Annotated in this window: 19 protein-coding genes; 2 read left to right on the top strand and 17 right to left on the bottom strand. The window is 39.4% G+C overall.

The genetic code is table 11. The annotated features are described in order from the left end of the window. Window positions 1-10 precede the first annotated feature (10 nt). From HW560_RS30460 to HW560_RS30495, 8 genes are all read right to left on the bottom strand, one after another. Window positions 11-823 (bottom strand): stalk domain-containing protein, encoded by an 813-nt coding sequence (locus HW560_RS30460; RefSeq protein WP_179265423.1) that lies wholly within the window; start codon window positions 821-823, stop codon window positions 11-13. Window positions 824-1,592: 769 nt separating this feature from the next. Further along, complete coding sequence (locus tag HW560_RS30465) at window positions 1,593-2,060, bottom strand: hypothetical protein (RefSeq protein ID WP_179265424.1); 468 nt, start codon at window positions 2,058-2,060, stop codon at window positions 1,593-1,595. A 173-nt stretch (window positions 2,061-2,233) separates the two neighbouring features. Next, window positions 2,234-2,983: a metallophosphoesterase family protein gene (locus tag HW560_RS30470; protein ID WP_090894756.1), complete on the bottom strand. Its 750-nt coding sequence runs from the start codon at window positions 2,981-2,983 to the stop codon at window positions 2,234-2,236. A 320-nt stretch (window positions 2,984-3,303) separates the two neighbouring features. Next, window positions 3,304-4,071: a GNAT family N-acetyltransferase gene (locus HW560_RS30475; RefSeq protein ID WP_179265425.1), complete on the bottom strand. Its 768-nt coding sequence runs from the start codon at window positions 4,069-4,071 to the stop codon at window positions 3,304-3,306. Window positions 4,072-4,425: 354 nt separating this feature from the next. Then, entirely contained in the window at window positions 4,426-4,803 is a 378-nt protein-coding gene (locus HW560_RS30480; RefSeq protein WP_179265426.1) for a retropepsin-like aspartic protease, read from the bottom strand. After that, the gene (locus tag HW560_RS30485; protein WP_090894744.1) at window positions 4,804-5,046 is read right to left on the bottom strand and encodes a hypothetical protein; all 243 of its coding nucleotides are present in this window, start codon (window positions 5,044-5,046) and stop codon (window positions 4,804-4,806) included. A 191-nt stretch (window positions 5,047-5,237) separates the two neighbouring features. Then, window positions 5,238-5,993, bottom strand: coding sequence for a Cthe_2314 family HEPN domain-containing protein (locus HW560_RS30490; RefSeq protein WP_179265427.1), 756 nt, complete (start codon window positions 5,991-5,993; stop codon window positions 5,238-5,240). 211 nt (window positions 5,994-6,204) lie between these two features. Further along, window positions 6,205-6,912: a hypothetical protein gene (locus tag HW560_RS30495; protein WP_179265428.1), complete on the bottom strand. Its 708-nt coding sequence runs from the start codon at window positions 6,910-6,912 to the stop codon at window positions 6,205-6,207. 228 nt (window positions 6,913-7,140) lie between these two features. Between HW560_RS30495 and HW560_RS30500 the strand changes: the two genes are divergently transcribed. Both HW560_RS30500 and HW560_RS30505 read left to right on the top strand, forming a co-directional pair. Then, a complete protein-coding gene (locus tag HW560_RS30500) occupies window positions 7,141-7,401 on the top strand; it encodes a hypothetical protein (RefSeq protein WP_091002190.1) in 261 nt (86 codons plus the stop codon). Further along, window positions 7,398-7,784: a pepsin/retropepsin-like aspartic protease family protein gene (locus HW560_RS30505; protein WP_091002191.1), complete on the top strand. Its 387-nt coding sequence runs from the start codon at window positions 7,398-7,400 to the stop codon at window positions 7,782-7,784. The genes HW560_RS30500 and HW560_RS30505 overlap by 4 nt, the downstream gene beginning before the upstream one ends. 85 nt (window positions 7,785-7,869) lie before the next feature. Here the strand turns inward: HW560_RS30505 and HW560_RS34150 are convergent, their stop codons facing one another. The 9 genes from HW560_RS34150 to HW560_RS30540 form a co-directional block, all read right to left on the bottom strand. Next, complete coding sequence (locus tag HW560_RS34150; RefSeq protein ID WP_257031537.1) at window positions 7,870-8,085, bottom strand: tyrosine-type recombinase/integrase; 216 nt, start codon at window positions 8,083-8,085, stop codon at window positions 7,870-7,872. A gap of 35 nt (window positions 8,086-8,120) precedes the next feature. Continuing rightward, a complete protein-coding gene (locus tag HW560_RS34155) occupies window positions 8,121-8,480 on the bottom strand; it encodes a tyrosine-type recombinase/integrase (protein ID WP_257031538.1) in 360 nt (119 codons plus the stop codon). 35 nt (window positions 8,481-8,515) lie between these two features. Further along, window positions 8,516-9,055, bottom strand: a complete 540-nt coding sequence (locus HW560_RS34160) for a phage integrase N-terminal SAM-like domain-containing protein (RefSeq protein WP_257031539.1) — start codon at window positions 9,053-9,055, stop codon at window positions 8,516-8,518. Between the two features lie 214 nt (window positions 9,056-9,269). Beyond that, a complete protein-coding gene (locus HW560_RS30515) occupies window positions 9,270-9,563 on the bottom strand; it encodes a hypothetical protein (protein WP_090894742.1) in 294 nt (97 codons plus the stop codon). A 129-nt stretch (window positions 9,564-9,692) separates the two neighbouring features. Further along, window positions 9,693-11,492: a serine hydrolase domain-containing protein gene (locus HW560_RS30520; RefSeq protein ID WP_179265429.1), complete on the bottom strand. Its 1,800-nt coding sequence runs from the start codon at window positions 11,490-11,492 to the stop codon at window positions 9,693-9,695. A gap of 361 nt (window positions 11,493-11,853) precedes the next feature. Then, on the bottom strand, window positions 11,854-12,162 hold the full coding sequence (locus HW560_RS30525) for a hypothetical protein (RefSeq protein WP_179265430.1): 309 nt from the start codon (window positions 12,160-12,162) through the stop codon (window positions 11,854-11,856). Window positions 12,163-12,566: 404 nt separating this feature from the next. Next, window positions 12,567-15,773 (bottom strand): S-layer homology domain-containing protein, encoded by a 3,207-nt coding sequence (locus tag HW560_RS30530; RefSeq protein WP_179265431.1) that lies wholly within the window; start codon window positions 15,771-15,773, stop codon window positions 12,567-12,569. Between the two features lie 94 nt (window positions 15,774-15,867). Continuing rightward, the gene (locus HW560_RS30535; protein WP_179265432.1) at window positions 15,868-16,218 is read right to left on the bottom strand and encodes a hypothetical protein; all 351 of its coding nucleotides are present in this window, start codon (window positions 16,216-16,218) and stop codon (window positions 15,868-15,870) included. Between the two features lie 430 nt (window positions 16,219-16,648). Then, on the bottom strand, window positions 16,649-17,053 hold the full coding sequence (locus HW560_RS30540) for a hypothetical protein (RefSeq protein WP_179265433.1): 405 nt from the start codon (window positions 17,051-17,053) through the stop codon (window positions 16,649-16,651). Between the last annotated feature and the right edge of the window lie 61 nt (window positions 17,054-17,114).

Below are 17,114 nucleotides of genomic sequence, written 5' to 3' on the forward strand. Positions count from 1 at the left end.
TTAAGTAGTGTTACGGATTCAATACTTCTTTGATCAAAGAGAAATCTACCCCATCCACTTTCCAGCCTTTACTGGTATATACAAGCTTAGCTGTTCTGTAGAGTGTTTCATTAGGAGCATATTTAGAATCGGGACCCGAAGACTGGCTTAATTTGGCGGTATTGGTGTTGGTATAACTGATGGCCGATTGATAAACTGTTGTAAATTTAAAATCATATTTCAACCCTTTGCTACGAATGATTTCATTGATAAATTTATCCGTAAAATATGGGCTGAAGGTCGCTCGGATTTGCTTAATTGATGATAGATCCGTTGCTTCATTTAATTTGTTTACGAATACCTGTCTTTGCTTATCCGTGATTTTTTTTGCATTTGGAATTTGAACTTGTGGTTTTTGTATGGTTACTTGGAGTTGCTTCCCATCTAACGTAATCGTCGCCTGACTCGCTTGTTGATTCCAGTTTACGTCTGCTCCTAAAGTTTGACTTACAAAACGAGCAGGTACATATGTGGAATTGTAATTTAGTTCTGCTGGAACATCCAATAGAATCTCCGATTGATTAAGCATTACTTTATTTGAATTAATGGTGAGAACCATTTCTGTATTTTCTTTAGTAATGGTAATGGTTTTTTGTTGTTGATTCCATTTCACGTCTGCCCCTAGGTTTTCAGAAACAGCTCTTAGCGGGATGAGTACTCGATTGTTTTTTAAAATACCACTGTCTATAGTGATTGGTGTATCAGCAGCAAAGCTAGATGAGCTGAAGTTAGGCAGGACAAGCATAGAAGCTGCCAACATTGTAAGAGATATTTTCTTGAACATTTGTAATCCTCCTAAAATTAAGCTTATTTGTAAGTTTAGACGCGATACATAGAGAAAATGTTTCTATTTGGATGATAAAACTTCAAATTAATGTAGTTTATATGAAAATTACCTCTTACAAGAACTTAACCATGTCCGCCAAAACAAATCTTTATGCAAGTAATTCAATTTTCAGGATTTCAATCGCTTAACAAGTACTACTTTTATCACGTATTTCCTCTCTTATGTAAATAATAATTTCTTTGGGTTATAGGAAGTAAGAAATTGATCAAATCCGTTCTTTAACAAAAGTATTGAGAACTGCCGCAAACATTGTCCCCGTCTCTGAGGATTAGGTAGAGGCTTTTCAGTGCTAAGAGTGATTAGCATTTCATTATTTACAAACGAAATTTTCAAGTGTTTTTTAAGACTAACTTGTTGTTTAGTTGCGCTCCGATAATAAGTGTTAAGTTGAGTGACTAATGCTTGAATCTGCTTCTGAACAGATAGATCGTTAAGCTTGGATCTATGCTGAGGATTCTTGAACGTCATAGTTAAATTGTAAATGTTCTTATACATCTTATCCATTCCCCCTTAGTTTCTGTATTTAATTTCCTTCTAGTTCTTCTTACAATGATTTCTTATAACGTTCCTGTATTCACGACCCGACGCATGTCGGGTGTCCGGCAAAGGCCGGACCAAGGACGAATGTCAGCAGCGTGAATATTATGTTATAGGATGTCAGCAGCTTCTTCGAATCACTTATACTTCTTATACCATTCCCTTTATATCAACTATATTTTTCTTTTAATATTTCTATATATTTGAGTGGAATTTCTGTGATTTTCAAAATATCTGATACTTCAAATCCCAGTTTTAAGGCGCTTCTTGCAGTCTTCAAATTATACTTTACTTTAATCATACGATCTTTAAGTAATACGTCTCCAAAATCCAGGTAATCATCAGCGATCTCACCGTTCAAAAAGAACTCTATATCATAAGTTCCTATTTGCTCTTCTATGTAAAAGATATTAATCGAGCAAAATAGCACGGCTTCTGTTGTATTAAAACTATATTTTAGGTATATAGCACGCTCTTCAAGACTTATAAATTCATCATATAACTTTCCCATAAAAGTATCATGATAATCGCTTTTGTTCTCGTCACGCCACTTCCTAAAGGTTTTCCAGTAATTTTCTTTCGTGCGTTTCATCGCACTATGCTTACTGTCCCATTCAAGTAGAATGTCTTTATTCACTCAATCACTTCTTCTCAAAAAATATGTTGAATAAAACAAGTTCTCTTCGTGTGTTTGCTGATTTCCTATAACGTTCCTGTATTCATGAACCCCAAAGGGGTTGTCTTCTGAAATTCCTCCTCGAAGTCCATCCCAGACCAAGGCTCCGAAGGAGCCGCTGCTTGAATATTATGTTATGAGATGTTATTGCCATCTTTGAAATCTCTCTCAAGTTGATTCCCATGAAATGCTTTTATCATAAACTCTCTGTCTGGAACCTGTAACTGTTCAAAAGACTCCAAAAATGCTTTATTGTCATATGTGGTTCCTATAAGTTGTATATTCATTGTTCTTTTTTGCAGTTCTACTACCGCGTATCTTGCAATCGCATGCTCATTACAACCTAAAGCTCCAGGATTCAAATAAACTCTTTGATCTGTCTTAAAGTAATGGATTGGATGATGATGACCAAAACAAACGAGATTGTATGGTGAACCTTTATACTTTGCGTCTAATGCCAATCCTGTCGGGCTCTCATCTATTACTTCTCTTTCTTCTTGATTCATATGATAATGGGTTATTAATATTTTTTGCCCTCCTACTTCAACATCTAATGTTTGAGGAAGATCTTCTATAAACTTGATATTTTCATTTTTGAGATTCTTACCTACCCACTTATGATGTCCAGCGATCATTTCATGACCCGGCAAGGTATCCTTCCCTTGCAATAGTTTTAAAACCGCTTCTTCATGATTACCTGAAACCGCCGTTACATCCTTTCGATTCATTATCTCTTCAAGCACTTCGTTAGAATTAGGACCAATGCCAATCATATCACCCAGACAATATGTATGTTCGATATCCCCGCGGGAATCAATATCAGAGAATACGGCACGCAATGCCGGATAATTACCATGAATATCAGTTAGAATTGCAATCTTCATTTAGGCTTCTCCTTCAATCATTTTTATTTATCTTTGATTTTTTTCTTGCAATAATTTCTCATAACGTTCATGTATCTACGAACCCGAAAGGCTTAAAGGAGCAAAGCGACTGGGTGGCTCCGCCACTTAGCCTTGCAGGGGTGTCTGCCTGAATCCACTTCTTCGAAAATCCTCGGGCAAACCAAGGAGCGATAGCGACGCAGCGTAGATATGTTGTTATAAGATGTATCGGCCTTCTTTGAATTACCTACAAGTATTTTCTTTGCAACACTCAACTACCGTGTCCTGTTATCTTAACGCCGTCCCCATAGTGTGACTGTTTATATAGAGTACACTTCGTATTCTTTTTCCATTTTGTAACCTAATTTTTCTGCAAGAGCAACTGACTCTAAATTGGCTGCATCCCAGTTTGGGTGGATATTTCGGCTCATGCACTCAAGAATCAATCTTGATGCGCAAGCTAGTGCCAAACCTTGGCGCCTGTACAAAGGATGTGTCCCAATTGTAACTTCAATACACCCTTCATGATAAGTATAAGAAGAAGCACCAGTAATAATCTGATTATCCTTGAGAATAACAAATCCAATTCCATGCTGCATAAATTCTTCTAAGGAAGAGAAGAAACAACAACAATCTGCCATAAAGGGATCTTGCAGTACCATTGGGTAATTATGTTCATCTATGGGTACGATTTTGAAAGCAGTATCTATCATTTTTATGTTCTCTTCTAACTGTTCTACTTGGAAAGTCGGTTCTTTCTTAAAGGAATACCGGTTAAACTTTTGAAATGAATCTGAGTAATGTTGAGATAAAAGGGATATCCAAGAAAACTCATTTGTAATTATGATTTTCCTCCTGCATTCTTCAAGAACAAACCGCAATGGAACATCTACTTCTTTCAATGCTTCGACACTTCCAAGTAAGAATGCGAAATCTCCTGCAATAATTACGGAGTAAGTGGGCTTCTTCTTACTATCAATCCATGTCCTTCCTATCTTTCCTTCTATATTTGCAAAAAGAACTGTATTACTTATACCGCTGCATAAAAAGCGAGCAGTCTCAAGCTCATTCATCGCTAATTCTAACACCAATTATCCCCTCCACATTCAAGCAAGTTGCCCTTAAAAATTACTGATAATCTACACTTTACCATACAGATAGCTCGTTGAAGTTCAAAAATGTATTAAGCTGGTTTAACTTAAAGTACATCTGAGCTTTGATGAAAGGTTTTATTCTTTGCGGCTATTTCTTATAACGTTCTTGTATTCATGAACCCCGAAGGGGTTGGCTGCTGAAATGCCTCCCCTTGAAATCCACCTCGCAGACCAAGGCTCCAATGGAGCCGCTGCTTGAATATTTTGTTAAGTGATGTTCCTGTCTTCCTCGAATCACCACTCAATCTCTTATGTCTTTTATCTCTTATCTCTTATGTCTTTTATCTCTTATGAACGAAGTAATTTAAATTCCTTTAGATCAATATCAAATTCTCCTTCCGTCAGTACATCTAGTCCCAAAAGTCCGTTAATGTTGTGATATTTAAATGAAGTAAAGTCTATGTATACATCCTTTAAAATAAAATCTCCTACCTGTATACCGTCGATTCGCTTACTGAAAGCATGCTCTTTACCTCCAATTCCGTAGCTGGTTATAATTTCATCGTCCATACCCACTAGTATCCCAATCTCATCCACTTCATCTTGTGAAATCAAGCTATGACTGGCTCCTGTATCAATCACGATGTTCGATATCACTTTCTTCTGCTTATTAAAATGGACTGTTATTTCCGTGAATAACAGCCCATCTCTATATTCAATATTCATTTAAAGATTTCTCCTTAATCCTATATTTTTCCGAACCTTCACAACGATTTGATCTTTGGATGTATGGTAAACCAAGGTTTTGTCTCTACTGTTCAATAATTCGCGAGTCGCTTCTTCATCACTGATCGGGCCAATCACGGCCACATCATCAATGATCTCGTGATTGTCTGTTTCTTCAGAATGAAGAACTTCGAATTTTACGAATTGGTTCGGGAAAATCTGTTGAACTTCTTGCCATTTCATCATTGTCCCTCCTCTGTTTTGATGGTTATATTATACCATTTTACAAGCCTTTAGCTCTCACTGGAATTTCACTTAACGTTCCTGTATTCACGAAACCCGAAGGGGTTGGCTGCTGAAATTCCTCTTCGAAATCCTTCTCGCAGACCCAGGCTCCATCGGAGCCGCAGCTTGAATATTATGTTAGCTGAAGTTTATCCCTTCTTCTCAGTAGCCTCAAGACTTCTCTTAAATACATTTAAAAATTTGATAAATTCTTCAATTATTCCATCTATATTTTCAACAAATTCATTTGATGGCGTATAATTTCCGACTCCAAAACTTATTTTTTTCAGTTTCCCATTTTCTTTTTTCTTACTTATTCCAGAACTGATATCGTTCGGTGCAAAGTTATGTGTAATATCATTTCTAAGTACTCTTGATCTTTTAAATGCTTTAGAATTATTGGTTTTATTAATTTGTCTTTTTAAAACTGGATTTACACTATTGAGATTCGTTAATATTTTTCGATTAAAATCTTTACTTGTTTCTATATCGAATTGGTATTGAATATTAATGATATGAAAAATAGTATCCCAAGCTGAAAAAAACTTATAATAGAAAGCATCAACATAATAATCAAACATTACTTTATAATTAATTGTTTCATCTTTCGTAAAGTGAGGGAAATACTGAATTGATTGTCCCTCCTTCCCCGGTGAGATATACCATTCTTTATCAGGAATTCCTTTATTGTAGTAGTGCATAAAAAAGATATAACTTGTTCTTGATTGACCCAATCTATTATTAAATAACCTAACCCAACTTGCCAATTCGTGTTCTGTAAACAGAGCAAAAAAGTCAGTGATTTCCGGCCGCTTTATATCGAGATATAAATGATTAATCTTTGAGTGCTCTTCTATATCAATCCACTGTTCTTTGGTTGGATATTCTAAATATTCATGAATCATTTAATCTCATCCTTTACATGATTTTCAGCTAACATCTTTGTATTCATGAGCAGTCACTGTGGTTCGAGGGACTTAGCCAGTAGGGTTGTTGGCTGCCATCACTTCCCCAAAGTTCCCCCGCAGAGCCGAAAACCGGATGACCCGATGCGTGAACATGATGGTAGCTTGAGTTAACTCTTCTTTGGATAATCTAGTATCATTTAATGTTCGTTTAATTTCTATAATGATTAATAAATATCCAGCTCACTTTATCTACTTCTGATATGTTTAACAGTTTATATCCAAAGTGAGATTTAACGTAATATTGTTCTCTACATATTGTTTTACCTTGTTCGCGTCTTACATCATACACATACTTTATTTCCTCATTTGCAATTGTCTTATATACAACAGTTGCTCTCTTAAGCAATTGAGGATGCGGATGGTTTTCTAGAGATTGAGCAAAAATAAATAATTCTTGATCACTCAAAAAAATAGGAACAACTTTTTTAATTTCCTTGATTGTTTGATTGCTCTCTATCTCAAGTGCAATACTACACTGTATAACCATCGCTGGGCCTAGATTTCTCAATCTAAGATAATTCAATAACTCCCCTTGAACCACTCCATCCCGTACTAATTGATCTAATTCAATGAAATTATCGGTTTCAATAATCCTTAAATCCTTGTCATGGACATTGTTATAGCCTTCTAATCTTGAACCTAAACTATCAATTTCTTCAGCCACAATATAAGTCCTATTGCTTTGTTTATACTGATTTTTATCCCGATTTAATGTCATAAAATAGGTTATCACTAATGTGATAATTGAACCAAATCCACCTGACAATAGTGTTATAAGTAGTGGGTTGAATCCATTATCATTAGTTGTGAACATTTTTTTTAATTCACTTGCAGATTGTATAAATATGTCTTCCATGTTTTGTCTCCTAATTCTGCTTTTAGTTAATTTCAGCTAACGTTCCTGTATTCACGACCCGACGTATGTCGGGTGTCAGGCGAATGCCGGACCAAGGACGAATGTCCGCAGCGTGAATATTATGTTATACGAAGATTCAGACGCCTTTGACTACACTTAAACTTCTTTATTGCCCTTCTCCTCTATTCTACGTACAATTAAAAGTAAAGAATCAAAGGAGGAAAGGATATGAAATGGTCTGAGGCTAGAGTTCAGTTTCCTGATCGTTGGGTTCTTGTTGAAGCAATTTCAGCCTACTCAGCTAATAACATGCGTAATATTGAAGAATTCTCTGTCATTAATGATTATAAAGATACTAAGCTTGCTTGGGATGCTTACAAAAAACATCATTCTTCTGAACCTTCACGTGAGTACTATATCTTTCACACCGCCAATGAGAACATCGAAGTTCAAGAACAAGAATTCATTGGAATTAGAGGTCTTCGATGAAAATAAGATTAGTTAATGGCCTTCCTATTATTGAAGTTTTATTCACTTATCAAAATCAATCTGTCTTGCTTCCCAATGTATTATTGGATACAGGATGTGCAACTACCATCTTTGATATTGATTTAATCGAACCTACTGGCCTAACCATTGATCCTATACAAGGTCGTGCTGTTCGAATGTATGGAATTGGAGGTCAAAGTGAACTTTCATTTCAACAGCCCGTTCACTCGTTGACCTTAAACCACCATATATTAAATGATTTCGTCATTCAGCTTGGACAAACAAAAGAACCTTATGGTTTTGATGGAATCTTAGGTGTTGATTTTTTATCGACTTTGCAATTGAATATCGATTTTAAAGATATGGTAGTTAGGAAATCCTAACTGCTCTTTTTTCTTTTCAAGAATTTTCGTATAACATCTAATTTATGTACTTCGTAAATACCACACATCCTGTATGATATCTGAACTACGTATATGATAACCTATGAGGCGATATATGCGAAGAAAAATTTGGTGAAAAAGGGAGATAAATGAGGAAATCTCCCATGTCCATACGATCCAATGGACTCTGAATACGTTGAATATTTTTCGTACTAACATGCGTATATCGCTGAGTTGTTCGTGCACTCGTATGACTAAGTAGCTCCTGAATGTATCGTAGATCTGTCCCGTTTTCCAGCAAATGAGTGGCGAAGGAGTGTCTCAGAGCCTGAATACTTACCTTTTCACAATTCCAGCACGTCGTCTTGCATCTTCAAACAACTTCTGCACGCTCCGCTCAGTAAGATGTCGATCAGAAGATTGCCCCGGAAACAGCCAACGATTGGGTCTGTATTCATCTATGTATTCCTGCACGATATCCCAGGCGAGATTTGAAAGAAGTGTCCTCCGATCCTTTTGCCCCTTCCCCTGTCTCACAAGTAGTGTTTTCCTTTCAATATCCAGATCACTGCAACGCAGACGCATAACTTTACCTACACGAAGCCTGGAAGAATAGGTCACAAACAATATGGCCTTATGTTTAGGGTTGGTTACGGATTTGAGTAATTGAGCAACTACTTCCTTTTCGGACAACACTTATGAAGCTTGGTCTGCTTCTTGGGACGAATATACTAGAGATCCATGGGGTGATGGAGCACATGTTTGCAATAGAAGCGGAGCGCGCTAATGGTCTGATTCACGCTTGAATGGGAAATTCCTCGCTCCAGCAAACCTAAACAATACATCTGAATATTGGAAGTAGTGACATCCTTATTTTTAAGGCTAAGGCTGCTTAGAAAACGCTCGACCTGTTTATAATACGCTTTGATCGTTTTGCGACTATATCCTCGTAACTTTAGTGCCTTCTGTAACGGTTCTTTGCTCCACTGCTTGTTTCCCCTATTAGCTTTCCATTGCTGCAGTTCTTCATTGTCAACCCACAACTCCGGGGTAATCTGAACTTCATCTGGATCAAACTGGCTCGTAAACTCCTGGATGGCCGCAATAGTGTAGGGTATGATCCACATTTTCTGTTTGGGTTCCCACTTTCTGTCCGTAATCTGGCGAATGCGCTGAATATATGCATGGTTATAGGGACAACGAATATGCAATGAATGAGTAGAACCTTTAGTTATGGTGATCGTCTCTTCGGTTGTAGTATCATCGTTCATAGGAAACTCTCCTTTGTTTGAGTCTATGTCTTTCTCAGCAATTTTGAAAAATAAAAAAAGAAGGATCTCTACATCCCATATAGGGAATCAGATAACCTTCCGATGCTTTCGGAACATTTATGATGTTTAAAAGTAAAGATGGGCACAGCCAGTGCAATAAAAAATTGCCACTCCATGTAGCTTCAACAAAGCATACCTACTGATCAATTTGTCCTCATCGATAACAGTAGACGATTGAACCAGCTGGTACTTCGTCTGGGGAAATCCCTTTCCCCAAACATATACCGATATTCTTCTTGCCGGATATAGAATGGTTAATTTGAGTAGAGACAACTTCAAGTATTTGCTCCTCCCCATCCGTTTTTTTGATGATAATCTGGTCACCGATCATCTCTTTGATTGTTGACGGAAGAAGTTCATCCAACTCTTCATTGGCCCCCATAACGATGATTCCGAATTCAGGTGTTTCAAAGACTAAACCAACTCCAAACAAAATTTTAGTTTCCATTCTTTGACCACCTTATCCCTAATCTATGAATAGCTCACCTTTGACATCTCGCACCCTAAGATCGGAATTACGAAGTCTAACCATGGCATCTATCAATATGCTTAAGTTATCCATTTAGCTTCTGCCCTTCTAAACATACAAATTCCATCCCAGAATAAAAGCAGCCAAGATGAAAGCCGAGATGCCAGACATGATGTACATCAGCTTTTGCTTTTTGCTGTAACTGCTCTTCCGAAGTTTGAACATAAGCAAGCCAAGATACGCCACTGCTAGAACCACATAAAGTAAATTAAACAATAAATTGATCCGTAGCGAAGAATGAGTGGGATAACTTGGGAGTCTCGTGTGTATGATGAAAAGGTTAAGAGGAAGTACCGCACCTGCAAAATTAATGGCAAGATAATATTTAACAAAATGGGTTGGATGATTTCCCCGTTTATTTCGTTTGTAAAAAAGCATCCGGATTAAATAGCCGATCAACACACTTAAACTGAAAATGATGGCTAGCGCAACAGGAATAAAAGATATTACAATCAAGTTCACCTTCAAATTCGATACAGGCAAGTAATCCATGTAAGGAGTGTAGGAAATTTTCTCAACAACCCCATTATGCTCGACAACATTATACAGACTACTTAACTCCGCTTTTGAAAATTTGGTTATATCAAGCTGCCTGAATAAATCAGTAAATCTAGAAGAAGCCCGTCGTGCGGATTGAAAATATCCCCCACCTTCAGAAGTAACGGAACTAACGTATGTACTATTACCAAAGATTTTGCTAATAAGTCCATAATAATAGATTTCCTCAAACGCAATGTTTGTCATGACCACCATCCCAAATTTGGATGCTGGATCAAAGACAACTTTACTTGAAAATCCTTTTAAATTCCCCTCATGCATCAGCGTAGGCACCACGTATTCCATCTCAACGAACCCGTGCGCAAATCGCGGAATAGAAGTCTCATCATAATATAGACTTGTTGACAACATTTCGTCTAACGTATCCCTCTTTGCAAATAATACATGGCTATCATCAACAGGCATCAGCGCTGCAAGGAATTTCCCTAAATCTTCTGCTGTCCCGATCGCTGCCCCTGTAGGATAGAACGTTACGAATACTCTGTTCTCAGGGATCCGTTTCAAATCTTTCGTATACCCTTCGATCTCATTCCTTCTTTGCACTAGGTCTGGACGATTTTGCCCCGTTGGATGAACCGTAGTGTCGTTCATATGAAGAGGTTCAAAAATATGTTGATTAACATATTCATAATAAGGTTGGCCACTTACCAATTCCACAATGTAACCGGCTAATCCAACGCTATAGTTTGAATAACCGACGACGCTATTCGGCTTATATATCTGTTTCGGCTCATTTTCACGCAACGTTTCTCCCAAATCAACATTTTCATTCTCTTCGTAATAATACACTTCGGACGCTGTTTGATCTTCCCAACCCGCATTGTGATGCATCAGGTTCATTAGGGTAATCGGTTCATCGTATTTCAGCTTTTTGAAAAATCCCTCTGGTAGATATTCTTGGATATCCGCCTCCAAATCAAGCTTTCCTTGCTCGACAAGCTGCATCACACTCGTATAGACCAACAGCTTAGAGATCGAAGCCCATTCAAAAACCGTAGATGTATCCGCCTTTCGCTGATTCTCCATATCCGCGTAACCATATGCCTTATTCACAATGGTTTTTCCGTCTTTGATAGCCACAACCGAGACAGCAGCGGTATACTTCTCATACGAGGCAACATAAGCATCAATCGTTTCCTCTAACTTGGATAAAGGAATCCTGGATGGTGTAGTCTCAACCTGTTCTTCTTCAGCGTGGACAGGTGCCGCTATTGCCATAATGATAAATATGAATGACAGAATACAAGCGATTACTTTGTTTACAGTGTGATATCCACGACTCATCTGCATTAGCTTCTCTCCTTTTATTTTAAATGATATTTACATACTCTTGTTTTCACGTATGCGTTTTCAAAAAAGTCCACATGAATCTAAATTTTTTTTAAATGCAATTACACTCCATTCAGGATAGAGGTCAAAGAATTTCATCTATTAATTTGGGCGTGATGATCTCATCGCTCCATTTCGGTGTTAATACTCTTCTGTATCCTATATATTCTTTGGTCCAGCCTTCGAATTCTTCTCCTCAGAAACGATATGTAATGTGATTATTCCTTCGTTGTTAGCATCCGGATCAACATAACATTAAAATGATCCATTGCAACGAACGACTTTACTCGCATTATTATTTTTTATAAATATCCTTCATTTATCACATATATCCATCTTCAGGTTCACCAACATCAAAACCTAATATTTTTGACGCTTTCAATTTAAATGCTTCTATCCAAGAAGTCCAATCATCATTATTCATCTGTGCATAAAATGATAATCCACTAGGCTCAACGGATGCTTCAATGAAGACATCATCCTCTTCAGTACCAAACCAATATGGAATTCCACTTTTATAACCCATCCACCCTGGCATATTCTCATATACTTTAGAAACTTTATCCCACACCTCATCAGGCAGATCATACCTTATATTTAGGTTGCAATGATGAGAATTTATGTTGTTCATTTACATTCTCTCCTTCTACATTGGAGGTATATGAAGATATATCCTCTATTTTTATGGAAAGTATTACACTTCTTCGATTACTAATTCAAGGATAGATCTCTTGGATTTTATATACTATTTTCGTTATCATTTTTGTAACGTTCGTATATCTACGAACCCAACCGTTTAAGGAAATCCTCCCAGGGCGCACCATTTTGGCTTTCCAAAGCAATCCATTAAGCATAATCTGGTTAGATTTTTATTAAAATCTCATTCTGTCTAACTTGATAGTCCTTTTTGGAAATCTGTACACATAAAAATGCCCCCTCACTGTAGCAGGTTTTCTCTATATACCTGCTACAATGAGGGGGACAAATCTTTGTCTTACATCTGCTCAAATTTAAAAGCTATAAGCTATTTCATGGTTAACCCAGCAATTTATTTATCGCTGGATTCTCTCTCAGCATGTGCATTATAACCGTTAAGGCTTCCGCCCTCGTGAGGTTAGCGTCCGGTTCAAACCGATTCTGGCCCTTCCCCTCGATAATTCCGGCCTTAGCTGCCAATTCAATGATCTCCTTAGCCCAATGCTGGGGTGCTACATCAACGAATGTTGCGGCATCGCCAGGTTGAATGTTCTGAAAAATCAGGATTTTCGAAATCATGGAAACCAACTCGGCTCGAGTAATCCTGTGATCAGCGTGGAACGTTCCGTCAGAGTAACCGTTGATCACTCCATTGGAAGCAAGAATTTCTATAGAGTCTCGAGCCCAGGAAGTCTGAATATCCCGTAACTCAATCGTTCCGCTTCCTGAACGTAAGGCAAATGCTTTGACGAGAAGTGTGCTAAACTCTGCTCTCGTGATAGAAGCATCCGGTCTGAATCTGCCGTCTGGATAGCCGTTAATTATACCTAGCTTGGCGGCCGACAAAATATCTTTGGAAGCCCAATGGGACGCCGCGTCCTGGAACGTTACAGAGTTTCCGCCCAATGCATCTTGTATATAAGCTGCGAGCCGATCAATTTCAACAAGAGCGTAAAAAGTCTTGGTCTCCTGAGCAGGCGGCGTTGAAGGGTTCGATTCGGCCGGGGTGTCCGTATTGATTGAGTTGCTTGTATTGGTTGAACTACTCGAAGAAGATTCTGACCCCGAAACTGGCGTGCCGGTTACTGTTACGTTTATATCTACCGATTGGGTTCCATAGACAGCACTTACGACAGTACTGCCCGGCGTCTTACCTGTAACCCTCCCGCTGGTAACATTAGCGATTGCCGGATTCCGAACAGTCCAGGTTACCGATGAGGTCACATCTATATGCGCCTGATTTGAAAAAATAGCTGTAATCGCTACGGATGCCGTCTGCCCGGTCGGTACGCTTAACGTATTCGAAGTGGCCTTTAAACTGCTTAATGCATGCAAGGTAACGCTCTTTGTTGCGCTGCTGCTATTATTGGTACCATCGCTTACGGTGAAGCTGATCGTGCGCGTCGTCGTAATAGGAGTAATGGCTGTATTATTGTAAGTAACTGCGTGCAAAGCGGCTTGCCACTGCGCCAACGTCGCAGTTCCGCCCGCGGATGTCAGCGTCAGCACACCAGTAACTGCATTATAACTGGCTGTAATATTTCCCATGGTCAGCCCATCATTGATGAAACTGAGTACATCTTCTCCAGCATGAAAATTGCCTGTGACTGCCACTGTTGCGCTTTCAAGGGTAGTGCTGCTATCTGCGGTTACCGTTATACCGGAATCGATAGCGACCGGTGTCGAGATCACGTTATCTCCAGCCAAGAATGAAGTCGAACCGCTGCTTGTGGTCAGACTGGGTGGCACGATCACAGTTACTTCCACTGTATGTGTAGCAGCAGCGCTGGTCTTCATTCCGTCGCTTACAGCGTAGCTAATGATGCGTTGCCCTGGCGTTGCGCTCGTGCTCGAGAACGTAATTCCCCTCAACGCACTCTGCCACTGCGCCAACATTGCAGTTGCACCTGTAGACGTCAGCGTCAGCACGCCAGTGAGAGCATCATAACTCGCCGTAATATTTCCCATAGTCGCCCCATCATTGGTGTAACCCAGTACATCTTTTCCCGCTTCGAAATGGCTCGTGATGCTAACCGTTGCGCTGCTCAATGTCGTATTGTCCAGGTCTGATACCGTCAGACCACCGTCAATAGCGACCGGAGTCGAAGTTGTACTATTCCCAGAAATGTAATGGGTCGACCCACCGCTCGTAGTCACAATTGGTGTCTGGTCGGTATCCGTCACCGTTACAGTTCGTGTCGCCGTACTACTTGTATTGACGCCGTCCGTCACCGTGAAGCTAACCGTACGCGTCGCCGTATTAGGCGTGATCGCTGTATTTATATAAGTTATTGATCTCAACGCGGCTTGCCACTGCGCGAACGTTGCAGTGCTGCTCGCTGATGTCAGCGTCAGCACCCCAGTAGATGAATTATAACTGGCTGTAATATCTCCCATGCTGGGCCCTTTATTAGTGAAGGACAGTACATCTTCTCCAGCATGAAAATTGCCTGTAATCGCCACTATTGCGCTTTCAAGGGTAGTGCTGCTATCCGCGGTTACCGTTATGCCGGAATCGATAGCGACCGGATTCGATATCTGGTTATCTCCAGCCACGAACGAAGCCGAACCGTTGCTTGTGGTCAGACTCAGAGGCACGATCACAGTTACTTCCACTGTATGTGTAGCAGCAGCGCTGGTCTTCATTCCGTCGCTTACAGCGTAGCTAATGATGCGTTGCCCTGGCGTGTCGCTCGTGCTCGAGAACGTAATTCCCCTCAACACACTTTGCCACTGCGCCAACGTTGCGGTTGCACCTGCGGACGTCAGCGTCAGCACGCCAGTGAGAGCATCATAACTCGCCGTAATATTTCCCATGGTCGTCCCATCATTGGTGTAAGCCAGCACATCTTTTCCCACGTCGAAGTGGCTCGTGATGCTAACCGTTGCGCTAGCCAATGTTGTATTGTCCATGTCTGATACCGTCAGACCACCGTCAATAGCGACCGGAGTCGAAGTTGTACTATTCCCAGAAATGTAATGGGTCGACCCACCGCTCGTGGTCACAATTGGTGTCTGGTCGGTATCCGTCACCGTTACAGTTCGTGTCGCCGTACTACTTGTATTGACGCCGTCCGTCACCGTGAAGCTAACCGTACGCGTCGCCGTAATTGGCGTGATCGCTGTATCTGTATAAGTAATTGATCTCAAAGCGGCTTGCCACTGCGCCAACGTTGCAATGGCGCCCGCGGATGTCAACGTCAGCACGCCAGTAGATGCATTATAACTGGCTGTAATATTCCCCATGGTCAGCCCGTCATTGATGTAACTCAGTACATCTTCTCCAGCATGAAAATTGCCTGTAATCGCCACTATTGCGCTTTCAAGGGTAGTGCTGCTATCCGCGGTTACCGTTATGCCGGAGTCGATAGCGACCGGAGTTGAGGACGAATTATCTCCAGCCACGAATGAAGCCGAACCTCCAGTTACAGACAATACAGGACCCGCGGCTGCAAAGGACATCGGCGTGATATAATTCCCCAGTCCCGTCTGGAAGGTTAATGCGATGGTAAGCAGGACCATCAATTTACGTAATAATTTCTTCATTGAATACTTCCCCTATCATTTAGATTTAATCCTGAATTTCTAGAGTAATATGCTCCGTGAAAAAGAGATCAGACCTTTAGATTTACTTGAAAAATCAATCTTGCCGAAGCAATACGTGGTCTATCCGGGGGAAAGCGTTAAGTTCCGTTTTTCTGCTTATTGCATCCAGCTCTATCTTCTCATCGGTTGGGTGCTCGCTGCGGACGGATCTTTCAGTTCCATAAGCTGTATAGCGATGCGTTGTCTCATCATTTCCTAGACCCTCGTCTGCCGCACCACAGCTTGCTGTACAAAGGGCTTGCACGTATGAGCCGCTGTCTTCAACTCCCCCACAAAACTGTACATTGGAATTTGAATAATCAATAATCCCGTTCCAGAACGATAGCATTTCTGCATCTTTATTCAATGTTCTCTTGCAATCATTACTATTTAAAGTTGTGCCCAATCTACTTCCATCTTCAATTTTAAATTAAACCTGATTTTGTAAATGAATAGTCAGAGTTCTGAACTTTAGACAATAACTAATTAATTTAATATGTTCTTATATTCAATGGATACTATATCTCCTTTACATGGTACATAATAACCCATTTTGTGACATTATCGAAGAGATTTCCTGTGCTTAAAGAACTATTTTTTAGAACTTTCAACCTATTTATCTATTTATAAAGTGCTATTGTTAGCATCTTGAAATCACTGTTGTAAACTCTTACTATCTCCCCTTCACCGCATCAACCGAGTGTATATGCTGTCCCTATCCTCATCATCAATAATTCAACAAAATTACTACTAAGTGTAATATATATCCATCATGCTTGTGTATGAAGATATATCCTCTGTTTTTATGTAAAATATCACACTTCTTCAATGCTAATTCAAGGATAGATCTCTTGGTCTTTATATACTATTTTCGTTATCATTTTTGAATATTTTAATCTCGTTATTTCAATCAGTTCATTTGGCTGCATCATATTCACGATGTGACTATCATTTATTTTAATTTTGGTATTACCTCGTCCCAATCCTTTGACTATTACGATGTTATTATTCACATCTACTATTTGTCCAATTGTGTTGAACTGCTCTTGTTTCTTGAGATCAAGGTATGTTACAAGGCCAAGTATACAAAATATAATAAAGCAAAAAATTGATAACGCAGTTGTCCATGCAGGAGGATGATATGCTAAGTTATTGGTAGTTACTTGAATTACGATTATAAAAATAAATAGAACGATGAATAGAAATTGCTTTTTTAATTTGCCTTTAGCTTTTTCGTTCATAGCTTCTCCTTATTAGGTTTTGTGGTATTTCAAATAACGTTCGTGTATCTACAAACCCTCA

It is taken from the genome of Paenibacillus sp. E222 (genome assembly GCF_013401555.1).
Classification (GTDB): domain Bacteria; phylum Bacillota; class Bacilli; order Paenibacillales; family Paenibacillaceae; genus Paenibacillus.